The 16,159-nt window shown below is 72.3% G+C and carries 14 protein-coding genes; 4 read left to right on the top strand and 10 right to left on the bottom strand.

What is annotated here, in order from left to right; genetic code table 11:
* Position 1: 1 nt before the first annotated feature.
* The 7 genes from FLX07_RS02990 to FLX07_RS02960 all read right to left on the bottom strand — a co-directional run bounded on the left by FLX07_RS02990 (position 2) and on the right by FLX07_RS02960 (position 5,636).
* Positions 2-676, bottom strand: coding sequence for a response regulator (locus FLX07_RS02990; protein ID WP_142568106.1), 675 nt, complete (start codon positions 674-676; stop codon positions 2-4).
* Between the two features lie 22 nt (positions 677-698).
* The gene (locus FLX07_RS02985; protein WP_142567838.1) at positions 699-2,222 is read right to left on the bottom strand and encodes a serine hydrolase domain-containing protein; all 1,524 of its coding nucleotides are present in this window, start codon (positions 2,220-2,222) and stop codon (positions 699-701) included.
* A 147-nt stretch (positions 2,223-2,369) separates the two neighbouring features.
* Positions 2,370-2,885 (bottom strand): DnaJ family domain-containing protein, encoded by a 516-nt coding sequence (locus FLX07_RS02980; protein WP_142567837.1) that lies wholly within the window; start codon positions 2,883-2,885, stop codon positions 2,370-2,372.
* 185 nt (positions 2,886-3,070) lie between these two features.
* Positions 3,071-3,517 carry a hypothetical protein gene (locus tag FLX07_RS02975; RefSeq protein WP_142567836.1) on the bottom strand — a complete coding sequence of 149 codons (447 nt, stop codon included), beginning with the start codon at positions 3,515-3,517 and terminating at the stop codon, positions 3,071-3,073.
* Between the two features lie 58 nt (positions 3,518-3,575).
* The gene (locus FLX07_RS02970; RefSeq protein WP_229689463.1) at positions 3,576-4,415 is read right to left on the bottom strand and encodes a CDP-alcohol phosphatidyltransferase family protein; all 840 of its coding nucleotides are present in this window, start codon (positions 4,413-4,415) and stop codon (positions 3,576-3,578) included.
* Between the two features lie 113 nt (positions 4,416-4,528).
* A complete protein-coding gene (locus tag FLX07_RS38240) occupies positions 4,529-4,663 on the bottom strand; it encodes a hypothetical protein (protein WP_263407592.1) in 135 nt (44 codons plus the stop codon).
* A gap of 487 nt (positions 4,664-5,150) precedes the next feature.
* Positions 5,151-5,636: an SRPBCC domain-containing protein gene (locus FLX07_RS02960; protein ID WP_223852899.1), complete on the bottom strand. Its 486-nt coding sequence runs from the start codon at positions 5,634-5,636 to the stop codon at positions 5,151-5,153.
* A 169-nt stretch (positions 5,637-5,805) separates the two neighbouring features.
* Here FLX07_RS02960 and FLX07_RS02955 point away from each other — a divergent pair, with 169 nt between their 5' ends.
* On the top strand, positions 5,806-6,294 hold the full coding sequence (locus tag FLX07_RS02955) for a DUF5946 family protein (protein ID WP_142567832.1): 489 nt from the start codon (positions 5,806-5,808) through the stop codon (positions 6,292-6,294).
* A 203-nt stretch (positions 6,295-6,497) separates the two neighbouring features.
* Here the strand turns inward: FLX07_RS02955 and FLX07_RS02950 are convergent, their stop codons facing one another.
* Positions 6,498-7,601, bottom strand: a complete 1,104-nt coding sequence (locus FLX07_RS02950) for a L,D-transpeptidase (RefSeq protein WP_142567831.1) — start codon at positions 7,599-7,601, stop codon at positions 6,498-6,500.
* 242 nt (positions 7,602-7,843) lie between these two features.
* Here FLX07_RS02950 and FLX07_RS02945 point away from each other — a divergent pair, with 242 nt between their 5' ends.
* The 3 genes from FLX07_RS02945 to FLX07_RS02935 all read left to right on the top strand — a co-directional run bounded on the left by FLX07_RS02945 (position 7,844) and on the right by FLX07_RS02935 (position 10,824).
* Complete coding sequence (locus FLX07_RS02945; RefSeq protein WP_167748114.1) at positions 7,844-8,452, top strand: cupin domain-containing protein; 609 nt, start codon at positions 7,844-7,846, stop codon at positions 8,450-8,452.
* 195 nt (positions 8,453-8,647) lie between these two features.
* Entirely contained in the window at positions 8,648-10,078 is a 1,431-nt protein-coding gene (locus tag FLX07_RS02940; RefSeq protein ID WP_229689462.1) for an aldehyde dehydrogenase family protein, read from the top strand.
* A 188-nt stretch (positions 10,079-10,266) separates the two neighbouring features.
* Positions 10,267-10,824 (top strand): hypothetical protein, encoded by a 558-nt coding sequence (locus tag FLX07_RS02935; protein WP_142567830.1) that lies wholly within the window; start codon positions 10,267-10,269, stop codon positions 10,822-10,824.
* Positions 10,825-10,827: 3 nt separating this feature from the next.
* Here the strand turns inward: FLX07_RS02935 and FLX07_RS02930 are convergent, their stop codons facing one another.
* Both FLX07_RS02930 and FLX07_RS02925 read right to left on the bottom strand, forming a co-directional pair.
* Positions 10,828-15,240, bottom strand: coding sequence for a cation-translocating P-type ATPase (locus FLX07_RS02930; protein ID WP_142567829.1), 4,413 nt, complete (start codon positions 15,238-15,240; stop codon positions 10,828-10,830).
* Positions 15,241-15,766: 526 nt separating this feature from the next.
* Positions 15,767-16,117 (bottom strand): STAS domain-containing protein, encoded by a 351-nt coding sequence (locus FLX07_RS02925; protein ID WP_142567828.1) that lies wholly within the window; start codon positions 16,115-16,117, stop codon positions 15,767-15,769.
* Between the last annotated feature and the right edge of the window lie 42 nt (positions 16,118-16,159).

The following is a 16,159-nucleotide window of genomic DNA, read 5'->3' as shown; positions in this document are numbered from 1 at the left end:
CTCACGCCCTCCGGTCGGGCGGAGCCTCGGCCACGAGATTCGCCTCGTACGCGAGGATCGCGGCCTGGACGCGGTTGCGGAGGCCGAGACGGGTGAGGATCTGGCTGACATACCCCTTGACCGTGCCCTCGACGAGATGCAGGCGCCGGGCGATCTCGGCGTTGGACATGGCGGCACCCACCAGGGCGAGCACCTCGCGTTCGCGGTCGCCGAGTTGGTCCACGAGGGCGCGGGCGGCGGCCTCCGTGCCGAGCGGGCGTGCCCGGAGCCGGGTGATGACCCGCCGCGTGACGGCGGGGGAGAGATAGGCGCCACCCGCGGCGACGGCGCGGACCCCCGCGATCAGTTCGCGTGGATCGCCCGACTTGAGGAGAAAACCGGACGCGCCGGAGCCGAGCGCGCTCGTCACGTAGTCGTCCTCGTTGAACGTCGTGAGCATCACGACGGCGACCTCGGGGAGGACCCGGCGCAGCTCGGCGGCGGCCCTGAGCCCGTCGAGCCGCGGCATCCGGATGTCGAGCAGGCAGATGGCGGGACGGTGCCGCAGGGCGAGGTCGACGGCCTCGCGCCCGTCGGCCGCCTCGGCGACGACCTCGATGTCGCCGGCCGTGCCCAGGATGCTCGCGATGCCGGCCCGGATCAGCGCCTCGTCATCCGCCAGCAGGACGCGGATCATCGCGTTTCCCCCGAGATCCGGCTTATCGCGCATTGACTGCTGATTCGCCCGCTTCGCTCGCGCATGCGTGGACGTTACCAACGGCCCGTCGCCGCAGGCGTACGGCGTGGACGAGGCGGGCGGCCACGACGGCGACGGCGGCCAGCGCGCCGGTGGCGGCCCAGACGTACAGCGCGAGCCAGACGTAGGTGAGCTGGTCCAGCGTGCCCACCCGGTTCAGCAGCAGCCCGGCCAGCTCCGCCAGCCCCAGGTAGAACGCGACCGGCAGCGCGTACGGCACCAGCCGCGCGATCATCCGCCAGGCGCGTCGCTCTGCGCGGCGGGCCGCCCAGCGGCGGGAGCGTAGGACCCCGGTCAGGCCGAGGGCCAGGTTGAGCAGCGACAGGCCACCCAGCCAAGGGTCCGTCTTCATGGTGAAGGGCGCGGCGCCCGCGTCGGGCCGTCCCTCGATCATGTCCACCAGGCCGTCACTGATGATCAGGGCGTCGTCGCCGGAGATCATCCCGGTGTTGGTGACGACCGCGATGCCCCACCCGCTCCCGGGCAGGAGGGTCTGCGCGGAGTTGTGCGTGAGCAGCCAGCCGGTGTGCCGCAGCATCGGCGCCCCTCCGGCCGTCCGCCCGGCCGACCACCCCATGCCGTACGTGCTGCCGTCCACGCCGGATGGGGTCTGGGTGGCTTTGACGAGGTCTCGGGGGAGGACGTCGCCGTGGCCGTTCTGCGTGATCAGCCATTTGGCCAGGTCGCCGGCCGTGCTGACGACGCCGTAGGAGCCGTTGACGAACCACTTCGGGTGCGCGCGCTCGATCACCTTGCCGTACGCGCGGATGTATCCGGCGCCCGCGCCGCGCAGTTCCTCCGTGGTGTCCACGGTCCGGGTGGACGTCATGCCGAGCGGCGTGAACACCGTGGCGGCCATGAAGTCGGCGAACGGCGTCCCCGACACCACCTCGGCCAGCCGCGCCGCGACCGCGTAGTTGGGGTTGTGATAGATCATCCTGGTGCCGGGCGCGGCGGCGAGCGGTGCGGTCCTGAGCATCGCGACGGCGCTCTTGAGATTGTCCGGCGCGGGGAGCGTCAGCTCGGGGAAGGTCCGGTCGCTCATGCCCGAGGTCTGCTGGAGAAGCTGCCGTACGGTGATCTTCTCGGCTCGGGCGTCGGCCATGGTGAACTCGGGCAGGTAACGCCGGACCGGCGCGTCGAGGTCGATCCTGCCCTCGTCGGCGAGGCGCAGCACCGCCACGGCCGTGAACGACTTCGACAGCGAGGCGAGCGGCATGGGCGTGTCCGCGGTGATCGCCTCGCCGTCGGCCGTGTGACCGTGCCCGGCGGCGTACACGACCCGGTCGTCCTTGACGACCGTCACGACGGCACCGGGCAGGTCCGTGCGCCGGATGTAGTCGCGTACGTAGCGGTCGACGGACTCCGCGGTCAGGCCGGGCCGTCCGTCCGGGGGCGCCGCTCGCGTCGTGGCGGCCACCGCCGTCGTTCCCGTCGTGAGCAGCAGCACACCGGCCAGGCCGGCGGTCGCTGCGATCCTGCGCATGCGCACCGTGTTTCCCTCCGAGCTCTTTCCGTTCGCAGGTCACGAACGGTAGGAGCGGCGGGAGGGGCGGCACAGCGGGCGATCGGAAGGCCCTCACCTGACTTTCGTCAGGTCGCCCGGCTCCGGCGGGTCAGCGGAGCCGGCGGGTCAGCGGCGCCCGAACCAGCGGAGGAAGGAGCGCTTCGGCCGCTTCGGCTGTTCCGGGTCTTCGAGGTCTTTCGGGCTTTTCGGGTCTTTCGGAGGGGCGGGCTTCTTGCCGGCGGCCGGGTGAAGGGCCCGCCACTGTGCGGCGATCTCGTCAACGTCGATGAGCGGCTGCACGACGGGCGGACCGGACAAGGGTGTGCGGTAACTGTCGCGGATCTTGTCGTTCATCTCCTCGACGATCCTGCGTGCCTCGGCCTCGGTGCGCGCGCCCAGCGCCTCCGCCCGCGCCTCCTCGGCCTCCTTGCGCAGCGCCAGCGTCCCCGGCAGCGGGAACGACAGGTTCTCCGCGCGCATCTTCTGCTTGATCCACCACATCTCGTCGTACGGCTTGCCCTGGCCGGGGATGGGCTTGCCGGCGCCCGGCAGGTCGTCGAACTCGCCACGCTCCGTGGCCTCGCGAATCTGCCGGTCTATCCACGACTCGAAACTCACGCCGAGGGGCTTGCGTTCGGTCACGGCCTCACCTCGCAATCCTCTTGTGAGGATAACTTCCGGCGTGGGCGGCAGGGGGCAGGGGGCAGGGGCAGGGGCAGGGGTCAAGGCGCCCGCAGCAGGTCGCCCTCCATCCCTTCCGCTCCGCCCCCTCCGCTGAACGTTCGTGGACCGGTGGACCGGTGGACTGGCGGACGGGCATCCGGGGTTCACGGGGTGGTCTCGTGGCCGGGCTGCCCGGGCGTGCGCCGCTGCTGCTTCAGCTCGGCCTCGTAGAGGTGACGGCGTCCTCCGGCCAGTTCGGTGCGGGCCTGGCGTTCCAGCTCCTGGAAGGCCGCGTAGTAGCCGTCGTCGTACTCCTCCACGATCTGGAAGGTCCAGCGGCCCTGGATGACGTTGCGGCCGATCAGCTCGCGTTCGATCCGGTCGGCCCACTTGTCGTGCCCGGCCTGCCGCAGCAGCCGTACGGCGCTGTCCAGCTCGAAGTCCGCCGTGCCGGTGAGCTGGTGGAAGGAGTACAGATGGCCCCTGACCCGGTGAATCGTCTCCAGCGCCTTGCTGAGCCTGCCCAGCGCGTCGACCGTGACGTCGTCCAGCCCCTCGGGGCGGCGGTGGTCGGGATCGGGCAGGGCGGCGGGCTCCTCACGTTCGGTCATGCCCCACCGCTACCCCTCGCGGCGGCACCTCTATCCGTGTGAGCAGTGGTGCGGACGCTCAACCGGCGGCCGTCCGGGAGGAGGACGCTTCGGCGGGCGAGCGGATCGCGGCCAGCGCGCGGTTCAGATCTCGCGACGACAGCAGAAGCTTGTACATGATGAGGGCCTCGAAGAGGAGCAGCAGGGCGGCCGCGCCGATCGTGACCGGGACGACCGCGCCGAGCAGCGGGCCGACGATGAACACCGCCATCTGGAACTCGATGCCGCTGACCAGGTGGGTGCGGATCCGGTGCTCGCGCAGCCACTCGCGCATACCGGGGTACCAGGAGAAGCGGCTGCGGAACTCCTGCTGCAGGTCCACGGTCTGCGTCAGGCGGACCCTGATCTCGTCGGGGTCGGCGTCGAGGTCCTCGCACAGCAGGGACGCCGGCAGCGCGGCCGCACCGCCGGACACCGACTGTTCGTAGGTGTTCCGCAGCGTGCGGCGCATCTGACGCCGGACCTTCGCGATCTGCAGGGCGTCGACGTAGCGCAGCATGTCGAGGAACACCACGGCGATGCCGAGGAGCAGGTAGATCTCCTGCCCGGTCGCGCGGTACTGCCCCCACATGAGCGCGGCGGTGCAGGCCAGCACCCGGATCCGGTCGAATACGTAGTCGAGCCAGCCGCCGAGGATCGTCCCCGTTCCCTTGAGCCGGGCGATCTTCCCGTCCATGCAGTCGAGGACGAAGCTCACGTGGTAGATGGCGGCCCCGGCGACCAGCCACGACCACTCGGCCTGGAGGAAGCACCAGGCCGAGCCCAGGCCGAGCACGAAGGCGCCCCAGGTGATCTGGTTCGGGGTGATGGACGTGCGGTTGGCGGTCGTCACCACCAGCCGGCCCGCCAGGGGATCCACCAGGAAAACGGTCCACCAGGCGTCGCGCGCCTTATATGTCCGAGAGCGTACGTCATGAAGCGTGAACGTCATTTGGGGGCTTTCTCGATTGTGGGGGGATTTCAGGGGAAGCGTCAGAAGTCGTCGTCCAGATCCTCCGTCTCGTCCGCATCGTCATCCTGATCAAGAGCGTGCGCGTCGTCGCCCATGTGCAGGTCGTTGTCGGTGTCGAGCAGTGTCGCCATTTGCTGGAGAAGCATCTTAAGCATGTCTTTGCCCTTTGACCGGCGTTTGTTTCGCTACTGCTCATCAAAGCATCGCCCGGCGTCGCCCGTCGACTTTTTCCACAGGCCCTCCAGGCATGCGGAATCCTCCAATAAAACCGAATTTCGGCTTTATCGGTATATCTGCTTCTTGTGGCTTGTTGTCCATCTCCCGCTGCGGGTCGAGCGCGTGATGCTCGTTCGTCTGCCTGATCCGTGCCGTGCCACGCGGCCCAGGTGAAGCGGTGCCGGGGAGGCGGCAGTGCGGCCATCAGCCGGGCGCGGGGCCATGTCGGAAGAGCGCGTCGAAGGCCGCGTCGAAGGCTAGGTCGAAGGCTGGGTCGAAGGCTGGGTCGAAGGCCGAGGCGGTGGGCGGGCAACCGCCGGAGCTCCCGGGCGAGCGGGCACTCGCGAGGCGTCCCTTCTGTGGGTCGTCACCTCTACTCCGCGGCAGGGCCCGGCTTGCTCCTCCGGCTCCGCGGGCCGGGGCCGCTCAGGCGGTCGCGCGGGCGAGATCCGAGAGCCACCGCTCGTGGTTGGCCCGGAGCATGGACTCCCGGTAGAAGAGCGGCAGCAGCGGACCGGCGAGCGACTCTTCCACGGTGATCCTCGTGCGTCCGCCCTCCAGCGGTTCCAGGACGTGCCGGTCCACCGCCCGATAGCAGCCGAGGAAGGTGCCCGTCCAGGTGAGTTCCCGCTGGGGGTCGACCACCGCGAACCGCGACCGCAGGGGCACGCCGTTCAGGCGCCACCGGAAGGGCGCGCCGGGGCGTACGTCGCCGAGTTCGAGGATCCGGATGCCGGAGGCCCATGACGGCCAGGCCCGCAGGTCGCCCATGACAGTCCAGACCCGGTCCACGGGCGCGTCCACGACCAGCCGGGACGAGGAGGTCAGCTGGGCGTCGGGGTCGACGCGTCCCCGTGCCGCGTACTCGTCGTGCAGGACGGCTAGAGACGGACCTGAGTAGAGCAGCGACATGGACAACTCCGGGAGACTAGTGCTCAACGACGAGAGCAATGCTCTCCCTTCGGGAGGGGCATGTCAAGAGCAGTGCTCTCGTACGCGAGATCGTGGAGTTGGGGCCGTCGGCGGGGCCGGGAGGAAATGCCGTCGACACGGCTGTCGCCGGCTGCCTATGGTGCGGGCCATGACGGACAGCTCCGATGCGGGTCGGTGTGAGTGCGGCGCGGCCGCCGGCCCGCTGGGCGAGTGCGTGGACTACTACCACGCGATCCTGGCCGAAGAGCAGGCCGACCCTGAGATGTACAGGTGGCACACGGTCGTGGTCTGCGCCTATCTCCTGCAGCACCCCGCCCGGGCCCACGACAGGCACCTCGACGGTCAGTTCCGCATGCTGCAGCTCTACCTGGACAAGGGCCTCGACGCCCTGCTCCACGTGGCGGCGCATCAGGTGGGGCGGAACAGGCGCGGGGCACGGCCGGGCTACGACATGGCCCCGCTCGCGGAGTACGCGCCACTTCTGCAGGGCGGATCCCCCGGGCCCTTCCGCGACGGCTTCTGCGGGTTGCCGTTCAGGGACGGCAGCCTCGTTTGCGACGGATATCCGGCGTACGGCCGACGCGTAGGGAGCATCGCGGCAGCGACCGTGGAGTCCTGGAGAAACCTCACGACCTGACGCTCGATCTCCCGGCCGTCAAGAACGGCGCCGGAAAGCAGGTGGCGCTCCCGCTCCCCGGCCGTGTGGACGGGGGACGAGAGCGCCGTGTGGAAGTGGACCGGGGCGAGAGCGCCGTGCGGACCGGGAACGGGAGCGCCGTGTGGACCGGGGCGAAAGCGCCGTGTGGGCCGGGAACGGGAGCGCCGTGTGGAGTGGAAGGCCTACCCCTGCAGACCGGCCTGGCCCGCGGACGGGGAGGCCGAGGGTGAGGCCGCAGCCGAGGCCGAGGCCGCCGCCGCGCCGGCGGGCAGCGCGCTGCCGCGCTTCCACTGGGTCCAGTTCAGCTGCCAGTAGCTCCAGCCGTTGCGCCAGTCGAGCTTGCGCTTGGTGCCGGTGACCTGGATGACGTCACCGCGCTGGCTGATGCCGTAGAACCACTTGGCCCCCGCGGGGGTGGCGCGCACGCAGCCGTGGCTCTGGTTCGACTTGCCGAGGAACTGGTAGTCGCCCGCGCTCTGGTGGACGTACTCGCCGCTGTCGGAGATCCGGACCGCCCAGGGGATCTCCAGCTTGTAGTAGAGCGGGTCCTTGGGGTCGGTGACGCCGAGCCAGGACGAGGTCATCGTCTCGACCCGCTTCTTGCCCATCGCGAGGTGCACGCCGGTGGTCGTGAGATAGACGTCGACGCCGTTGCGGGGCAGGCCGCCGCGGCCCGCGCTGATGGGGATGGTCTTGGCGAGCTTCCCGTCGCGGCGCACCTTCATCACGTGCCTCTTGGTGTCGACCACCGAGATGTTGGCGGTGCCGACGGCGAAGCGGCGCGAGACGTCCTTGGCGGCCTCGTTGCCGGGAATCAGGCTCAGCCTCGCGGTGAACAGGACCTTCTGGTGCGGCTTCCAGTAGGTCTTGGTGCGGTAGACGACCTTGCGGTCGGAGACCCAGCGCCATGCGCCCTCGACGGGCTTTTGGGCCTGGACCTGCAGCACCGCTTCCGCGGCCGCCCTGTCGCGTACGGCGCGGTCGAAGGTGACGATGATCGGGAAGCCGACGCCGACCCGCTCGACCTTCTCGCCCATGGGCGTGATGTCGGCGATGCCGAGCTTCGGCTTTCCCGCCTTGCGTGCCGTCTGGGACGCCGCGCGCGGGGCGAGTGCCGCCGCCGCCTTCGCGTCCGGGGCCTGAGTGGCCGGAGCCTGAGTGGACGTACCGGCCGCACCAGTGACTGATGCGGCGGGAGCGGTTGTGCCTCCCGCCGAGCAGGCCGTAGCGACGGCGATGGCGGCAACGGTCAGTGTGACGTGGGCCGCCCGCCGGAGGGTATTCACGGTCTACTCCTCATTGGGGGTTTCACAGGGATTTGCACTGACTTGGAACGTGTGAAACCACTGTTTTGTGCGGCCGATTTCGTAACGATCAAGTAACGCCGCTGTGGGCGGCGACGGGTCGTTCGCGGCCTCCCGGGCCGTCGTGATCGCCACGGCGCGCGGCCTCGACGTGCGCCGGCGGCCCTTCCGGCCAGGCGCGGACCCGCCGGCCGCCCTGCCGTACGATCGGCCGCGTGCTGCTGATGACGCTCGACGCCTACCCCGGCGGCCCCGGGCTGTCCGCCCGCGACGACGAGGAGGCGCTGCGGGTCGCCGCCGCGACCTTCCCTGGCACGGATCCCGTCGTGGCGGTGGACGAGGACGACCCGGGCGCGCCCCTCCGCTTCCTTCGCCGGGACGTCTCCGGAGCGTTCGTGGCGATCCAGGCGCGTCCTCCGATCGCCGAGGCTCTCGGCCTGCTGCCCCACCCCGAGGGTGGGTGGTATCGCGAGACGTGGCGCGCGGCGGTCTCCGTCGAGCCGCCCGGGTACGGCGGCGCGCGGGCGACCGCGACGGGCATCTACTTCCTGCTGGAGCCGGGTGAGGAGTCGGTCTGGCACGCCGTGCGGTCCGACGAGGTGTGGCTGTGGCACCGGGGCGGTCCGCTGACGCTCGTGCTCGGCGGCGCGGGCGAGCGACCCGGCCGTGAGCACGTCGTCGTCCTGGGGCCGGACGTGGAGAACGGACAGGTTCCGCAGGCGGTGGTGCCGGCGGGCACCTGGCAGGCGGCCCGTCCGGCGGGGGCCGAGGGCGTGCTGGTGAGCTGCGTCGTGTCACCCGGCTTCGACTTCGCCGACTTCACCGCTCTCTGAGCGGCACCGCGGCGCCCGGCCCGTCGCACGTGTGCCCGGCCCGTCGCGCGTGTGCCCGGCCGTCGCATCCGAGAAGTCGGAGAAGCCGGGTGATAACCGTGCGTGCCGGGGGGTAGCGAGCACGGGTGGAGCGAGCACGGCGGCGTGAGCACGGCGGCGTGAGCACGGCGGCGTGAGCAACGGGAGGAGATCGGGGTGCGGGACAGGGATCGCTGGGTGCTGACCGACGGCGCGTGGACGGCGAGCGCGAGCGAGCGGCACCGTACGGTCGCCGACCCGGCGACCGGGGAGCCGGTGGGCGACTTCCCCGCCGGGTGCGCCGAGGACGTGGAGCGGGCGGTCGACTCGGCCCGCCGCGCCCAGCCCGGCTGGGCCCGTACGGCTCCCGCCGAGCGGGCCGCGTGCCTGCACCGGATGGCCGAGCGGATCGAGGCCCGCGCGGACGAGCTGGCCGAGCTGGTGACCGGGGAGATGGGCAAGCCGATCGGCGACAGCCGCGGCGGTGTGGCGGCGGGGATCGGCACGCTCCGGCAGTACGCCGAGCTGGGGCCGCTGCACCGGGGACGGAGCCTGCAGGGCGGCTGGGACGCCACCGACCTGATGGTTCACGAGCCGCGCGGCGTGGTCGCGGTGATCACGCCGTGGAACGACCCGGTGGCCATCGCCTGCGGGCTCCTCGGCGCGGCCGTGGTGACCGGCAACACGGTCGTGCACAAGCCGTCGGAACGCACGCCGCACACCGGGGCGCTGCTCGCCGAGCTGATGGCGGCGGAGCTGCCGCCGGGGGTGCTGACCATGGTGCCGGGCGACCGGCACGCGGGCGAGGCACTGGCCGCGCACCCGGGCGTGGATCTCGTCGCGCACGTCGGCTCGACCGCCGCGGGCCGGGCCATCGCCGCCGTGGCCGCGCGCACCGGCGCCGCGACCCTGTTGGAGAACGGCGGCAAGGACCCGCTGATCGTGGACACGGGTGTGGACGTGAAGTGGGCCGCGGGGCAGGCGGCGACCGGCTGCTTCGCCAACGCCGGGCAGATCTGCACCTCCGCCGAGCGGATCTACGTCCACCGCGACGTCGCCGAGGAGTTCCTCGCCGCGCTCGTGCAGCGGGCCGAGGAGCTGCGCGTGGGGCCCGGCAGGGACGAGGAGACGGCACTCGGGCCGCTCGTCGACCGGGCCCAGCGCGACGTCGTGGACCGGCACGTACGCGGCGCGATCGAGGCGGGGGCGCGGCTGCTGACCGGCGGATACGTGCCCGAGGGGCCGGGGGCGTTCTACCCGCCGACCGTCCTGGCCGACTGCACCGAGAACATGGACGTCATGCGCGAGGAGACGTTCGGTCCTGTGGCGGCGGTGCGGGTGGTCGAGTCGTTCGACGAGGCGCTGGAGCTGGCCCGCGAGTCGCGATACGGCCTGGCGGCCACCGTCCTCACCCCGTCGATGGCCAACGCCCAGCGGGCCTGGCGCGAGCTGCTGGTGGGCACAGTGAAGATCAACGCAGTCTTCGGCGGAGCGCCCGGCGGCGCGGCCCAGCCGCTCCGCGCCAGCGGGCACGGTTTTGGGTACGGCCCCGAGCTGCTCGACGAGATGACCCACACCAAGGTCGTCCACCTGAGCCCGCTCCCCTGAGTCGACCACTGGGGCTGATCACTGGGGCTGACCACCGGGGCCGATCACCGGGGCCGATCACCGGGGGCCCGCTGCCAAGAGATTCCGAGCTTTGACCCGACACTGAGCGCGGGGCGTGCGATCGGCGGAAGCCTGCTGCCTACCGTCTTCCTCATACGATGCACGATCCGTGACCTCGGGGGAGACTCATGATCATCTGCTCGGCCGCCGCCGCCCTCGCCGCGACCCTGATCGCCGGACCGGTCGCGTCCGCGGACCCCACGCCGTCCGCGGGCGCGTCCACGGGCGGCGCGACGACGATCGCGGCGCCGCTCGACACGGCGGTCTACGACCCCTACTACGGCCCTTCCGGCCCTGACAACGCCCCCGGCGACGGCCCTGGCAACGGTCCCGGCAATGGCCCGGGATACGCGCCCGTGGCCATGCCCGTCGCCGCCGGCCCCGCTCCTCTCATCGGGCAGGCCGGTGAGCCGAAGCAGGCCGTCTATCACACGAAGGGCAAGGACGGCGTGCGGAAAGACGTGTTCATCGTCCCGATCCCCGACGACCCATCCAAGCCGATCACGTTGCCCGACTTCGGTTTCCAGAAGTTCCAGGTGGCGGGGAAGCCTCGTGCCCACACCCCGCGTGCCCACACCCCCCGCGCGCACAAGTCCCACGACCGGGCCGCGCGGCAGCACCGCACCGCCCAGGGAGGGGCGAAGAAGCACCGCCACGGCGGCAAGGGCCTGCGCCGCCACCGCTGACGATCAGGCGGGGACGGGCAGGCGGGCCCTGGTCCTGCGGCGTTCGGCCTCGGCGCGGGTCGTCGCCTCCCTGACCGGGCGCTGCACGAGCATCCCCACGAGCGTGGCGGCGGCCGCGCTGCCCAGCGCGATGACCCAGCCCGCCGGGCCGAGCGGCCGGCATCCGAAGACGGCACTGACTCCCGGCACCGTGATGATGAGCCACAGGACGGCCAGCGACGACAGCGACGCGAGCACGACGATCTTGTCCCGGCCGCCGCCCGCGAGCGTCTGCAGGAGCTGCGCGGACACGAGCGCCACCAGACCGATGGTGTTCGCGCGCCCGCGGGTGCCGGTCATGCGTCCCAGGATCCACGCGGCCGTCGCCGCCGCCGTCGTGACCGCCGCGCGCAGGTAGATGTCGCGGGTCAGCGACGCGCCCAGCGACGCCTCGGGGCCTTCGGCGAGCAGCTTGTCGGGATCGGTCGAGGCGGGCGGCCGTACGGCGACCGCCATGGCCGGCACCATGTCGGTGAGAAGGTTGACCAGCAGGAGCTGCCGGGCGTTGAGCGCGCTCCCGCCGGCCAGCAGGTTGGACCCCACGGTGAACGCGATCTCGCCGATGTTGCCGCCGAGGAGGATGCTCAGCGCGTCGCGCACCGAGCTCCACATCGCCCTGCCCTCGACGATGGCGTCCACGATCGTCTCGATGCGGTCGTCGGTGACGACGAGGTCGGCGGCGGACCGCGCGGCGGGCGTGGCGCGGGACCCCAGGGCGATCCCGACGTCGGCGGTGCGGATGGCGGGCGCGTCGTTGGCGCCGTCGCCCGTGACCGCGACGACCTCCCCCGCGCGGCGCAGGCACGTGACGATCCTGGCCTTGTGCGCGGGCGTGGTGCGGGCGAAGACCGCCACGTCGGGCAGGATCTTGGTCAGCGTCTCGTCGTCGAGCTCGTCCAGCTCGGGGCCGGTCATGACGCGCTGGCTGTTCAGCGCGTTGAGCTCGACCGCGATCGCCTCGGCGGTGCTGGGGTGGTCGCCGGTGACCATGACGATCCGCACCCCGGCCCGCATGAGGCGCCCGACGCTCTCCGAGGCCGTCGGCCGGACCGGGTCGGCCAGGCCGAGGAAGCCGAGGAAGCACAGCTCGTCGATGCGCGACTCGTCGAGGTCGCTCCGGTCGGAGGCGGGCCGCTGCGCGACGGCGAGCACGCGGTAGCCCTGCCGGGCCAGCCGCTCCACCTCGCCCTCCAGCTCCCTGCGTACGGTCTCGTCGCAGACGATCGACCCGTTGTCGCCGTGCATGGTGGTGCAGTGGGTGAGCACGATCTCGGGGGCGCCCTTCACGCTGAGCAGGTGCCCGTGCTCGGTGCGGCCGAGCACGGCGTGGTAGCCCCGGGCCGGCTCGAACGGCATCTCGTCCACGCGTTCCCAGCTACCGAACCCCTCGCTGGACGTGACGTTCAGCCGGTGCGCGCCGTCCAGCACGGCGCGGTCGGTCGGGTGGGCGATCACCCGTCCACCGCCGGACTTGGGGCTGGCCCGGACGGCCGCGGCGAGGACACGTCGCAGCCCGGCGTCCGCCTCCTCGACGGGACGGCCCGCCCGCCCGTCCGACAGGTGCCGCAGGCTGATGCGCCCCTCGGTCAGCGTGCCCGTCTTGTCGAAGCACAGCACGTTGACGCGGCCCAGGGCCTCGATGGTGGACGGGTTGCGCACCAGGGCGGCGCGCTTGGACAGCCGTCGTGCGGCGGCCAGCTCCGCCACGGTGGCGACGAACGGGAGCCCCTCGGGAACGGCGGCGACCGTCAGGCTGACGGCGGGCGTGAGCGCGGCGGCCAGCGGCCGTCCCCGCAGGAGGTCGGTGAGGAGCAGCGCGACACCCGAGGCGATCGACAGCGGCAGGATGCGCCGGCTCAGCTCCCGCAGGCGCAGCTCGACACCCGTGGGCGGGCCCGGCTCGCCCGCGAGCCTGGCGCTGCGCCCCGACTCGGTCATGTCCCCGGTCGCGACCACCACCGCCCGGCCGCTGCCCGCCGCGATCGACGTCCCCTGGTAGACCATCGAGCTGCGGTCGGCGATGGCCGCCGCCACGGTCGGCGCCGCCGTCTTGGCGACGAGCTGGGACTCGCCGGTGAGCGTGGACTCGTCCGCCTCCAGTCCCACGGCCTTGACGACACGGGCGTCCGCGGGCACGGCGTCCCCCGCGCGCAGCTCGATGACGTCGCCGGGCGCGAGCTCGGCCTTCGTCGTCTCGACGACGCCCCCGGGGCGGCGCAGCCGTACGAGGACCTCGGTGGACTCGGTCAGGCGGTGCAGCGCCCGGTCGGCCTTGAACCGCTGCACACCGCCGAGGAACGCGTTGATGACCATGACACCGCTGATCAGCACGGCGTCGAGGGCCGAGCCGACGAGGGCCGAGATGCCCGCGCCGGTGGCAAGGGCGGGCGTGAGCGGGTTGGCCAGCTCCTCCAGCGTGGCGCGGGCCAGCGACTGCGGCCCCTCCGCCTCCTCGGGCGCGGCCTCCGCGCGGCGTCTGCAGGCCTCCTCCTCGGCGATGCCCTCGGAGGAGGAACGGAGCCGGGAGAGCACCTCACGCGCGGACATGGCGTGCCACGGGGTGGTGTCGGCGCGTGGCGGGGTGGGGACGCGGCCGGCGTTCTGCCCGGCCCACTCGCCCAGTGCGATGGCGCCCAGCGAGACGGCGGCGCCGGCGAGCTGCGCCCGGCGCAGGGCGGTGGCGGCCGGGCCCGCGATCGCCAGCAGGGTGCCGACGCACGCGCCGGCCGCGCCGAGCCGTACGGCGTTCGCGCTGTTGCCGCGCGCCCGGGGCAGGCAGCGCAGGAACAGGTGGACGCCGGGCAGCTCGCCGGCGATGTCGCCGTCCCACGGCACCATGCATCCGGGCTCGGCGGCCGCGGGATCGATCACCCCGAGGCCGATGTCGGCCTGGGCGAGCGAGCTGCAGGCGCCCCTGGACACGACGACCACGCAGTGGCCCGCCGCCTGCAGGTCGTGCACGTGCCCGGCGAGCTCGGGGCCTCCCGGCAGCGTGCGGCCGATCGCGAGGCGCTGCGCCAGGCCCTCGTAGCCGCTCTCGTCGCCGCCCGCGAGCAGGACCGTGCCGGCCGCCTTGGCGGCGCCGACGACCGGTACGGCCAGGGCGTCGATCTCCGGGGCGAGACCGGCGACGGCGACCCGGACGCCGTCCCTGGACACCTCCACCGCGCGCAGCCCGCGTGACCGCCAGAGGGCGGCGTCCGGCAGCTGGGGATCGGGGTCCGGCAGCGGGCGGACCGACCAGCCCTCCACGGTCCCGGTGCGGCCGGGGTCGGAGAAGTCGATGAGGGAGTAGAGCCGGGAGTACAGCTCGTCGGTGTCCTCCCCCTCACGCAGCGGCTCGACCCTGTCGATCGTCCACGAGCCGGTCGTCAGCGCGTCGGCGTGCAGGACGACGGTGTCGACGCGGTCCATCGTGCGCAGGCAGCCGGCGTCGAGGACGACCGTGTCGTGCCTGCCGAGCGCGCGGGTGATCGCGCCCGCGAACGCCTCCCGGCTGAGGTCGGCGGCCCTCGGGGTGGTGGAGACGAGGATGGACACGGCCCGTTCGCCCCGGGTGAGCACCCGTGTCACCGCGTACGCGGCGGCGCTGATCGGGGCGACCACGTCGGCGTAGCGCTCGATCGGCCCGTGCGGCAGAGGGGCCGGCCGCCGCCGGGCCTCGGCCCTGATGTGGTGGTAGGCCCCCGGACGCGTGGCCAGCCGCTCCTCCAGGCTCTCCCATGCGTGCCGGCTGGTCCTGGTCTCGATGTAGCGGCCCACGTTCGCGACGGCCTGCACGAACAGCGCGGTGGGGCGGAGCGTGAGGGTCTGGGTGACGAGGTTGGCGGTGGTGAACAGGGCCTCGGCGGGGCGGCGCCCCAGCCGGCGGTCGAACTGCTCGCGGATCGCCGGCGTGCCGTTGGCCAGTTGCAGCAACGCGGGCACGACCGCCGGGAGCTGAGGGGCCCGGATCGCCTTGCCCAGGAAGATGAGCCCGAGTCCGGTGACGCCGGCCGTCAGCCGCACGGTCGCCAGCAGATGCTCCTCCACGAGGCGGACGGGGCTCTCGTGGGCGTGCTCCTCCTGCTCGTCCAGCTCGGTGGTGACGGCCAGCAGCTTGTCCTGATCGACCCGATCGGGGGCGCAGGCGACGAAGACCGCGGAGATGCGGCCGTTGACCTCCGCCCGCTCGACGCCGGGGATGCTCTCCAGCCGCTCCTCCAGCAGGCCGGCCGCCGCCTCGGAGCCGGGCCGGCCGATCCCGCGCAGGTTGATGTGCAGCCCGCCGGGGCAGGCGCGCACCTCGCGAGGGCAAGGAACCAGATCTCGGAACGGCTCGGGCAGCACGCCGCGCAGCAGGGCCGCGGACGTCGTGAGCAATCGGTTCAGGAACATTCGGCTCTCCAGCAGACGGGAGCCCGGACGCTGGGTCCAGGCCGGAGCAGGCGGCCGCACCGGCTGATCAGCCGGTGGGGCCGGTTCGCCTTGTCACCGCGGCGCGAGCGCGCGGCGGCGGCTGCGCCATGTCGGCGGATGGCCGCCGGCATGGGTGGCGGGCTGCCGGAGTGCCCGGAAATACCTCATCACCCCTCCTCGCGAGAGTCGGGGGGAACTCACGGATGAACTTCGCCTGAACCCATACGAAGGCCCAGACGCTGGTCATAACGGTCGTACGACCGTCTTCCGATACCTTTCCTCCATCCGGAGCACGAGAAACGCGCGAGCGCGACAAACGCCGGAAGACGCCGGAGCGCGAGGAACGCCGGAGCGTGAGAGACGCCTGAGCGCGAGGAACGCCGGAGCGTGAGAGACGCCGGAGCGCGAGGAACGCCCGGGGGGTGTCAGAGACGCCGGGTGGGGTGTCAGAGACAAGACGCGCCGCCCGCGACAGGCGCGTGTGGGCCCGCGTAGGGCCGCGAGGTCACCCGATGGTGAAGGCGGGCCAGTCGAGCATGCCGAGCAGCCTGCGCAGGCCGGGCTTGATGTTGTGCACCCGGATCGGCCGGCCCAGGGGGGTGTCGGACAGCAGGGCCAGGGCGCGCAGGCCGTAGAGGTCGATGAACTGAAGCTCGGAGACGTCCACGGCTCCCGTCCCCGGCCGCACCCACTCCTTGTGCAGGGCGTCGGCGATGGCGTCGCCGTTGGTGAGATCGATCTGCCCGATCAGCTGTACGGAGCCGTTCCCGGAGGCGCGTACGACCAGTTGCTTGTCGAGGTAGAGCAAGGTCTTGTTGTCCGGAGGCGATGCGAACGACCCATTGACGGTCATCATGCCGGTGCCGCCTTCCTGTAGAGGGGCAACCACCTCCGAGCA

This window comes from Microbispora bryophytorum (assembly GCF_006874465.1).
GTDB classification, from domain to species: Bacteria; Actinomycetota; Actinomycetes; order Streptosporangiales; family Streptosporangiaceae; genus Microbispora; species Microbispora bryophytorum.
The sequence above is the reverse complement of the archived record's forward strand: the minus strand, read 5'-3'. Positions and strand labels throughout refer to the sequence as shown.

Excerpts from the sequence above, each read along its gene's own strand:
- FLX07_RS38240 (WP_263407592.1), bottom strand. The coding sequence starts at position 4,663 with ATGCTTAAGATGCTTCTCCAGCAAATGGCGACACTGCTCGACACCGAC.
- FLX07_RS02925 (WP_142567828.1), bottom strand. The coding sequence starts at position 16,117 with ATGATGACCGTCAATGGGTCGTTCGCATCGCCTCCGGACAACAAGACC.
- FLX07_RS02985 (WP_142567838.1), bottom strand. The coding sequence starts at position 2,222 with ATGCGCAGGATCGCAGCGACCGCCGGCCTGGCCGGTGTGCTGCTGCTC.
- FLX07_RS02945 (WP_167748114.1), top strand. The coding sequence starts at position 7,844 with ATGACGCTCGACGCCTACCCCGGCGGCCCCGGGCTGTCCGCCCGCGAC.
- FLX07_RS02955 (WP_142567832.1), top strand. The coding sequence starts at position 5,806 with ATGACGGACAGCTCCGATGCGGGTCGGTGTGAGTGCGGCGCGGCCGCC.
- FLX07_RS02935 (WP_142567830.1), top strand. The coding sequence starts at position 10,267 with ATGATCATCTGCTCGGCCGCCGCCGCCCTCGCCGCGACCCTGATCGCC.
- FLX07_RS02975 (WP_142567836.1), bottom strand. The coding sequence starts at position 3,517 with ATGACCGAACGTGAGGAGCCCGCCGCCCTGCCCGATCCCGACCACCGC.
- FLX07_RS02930 (WP_142567829.1), bottom strand. The coding sequence starts at position 15,240 with ATGTTCCTGAACCGATTGCTCACGACGTCCGCGGCCCTGCTGCGCGGC.
- FLX07_RS02960 (WP_223852899.1), bottom strand. The coding sequence starts at position 5,636 with ATGTCGCTGCTCTACTCAGGTCCGTCTCTAGCCGTCCTGCACGACGAG.
- FLX07_RS02990 (WP_142568106.1), bottom strand. The coding sequence starts at position 676 with ATGATCCGCGTCCTGCTGGCGGATGACGAGGCGCTGATCCGGGCCGGC.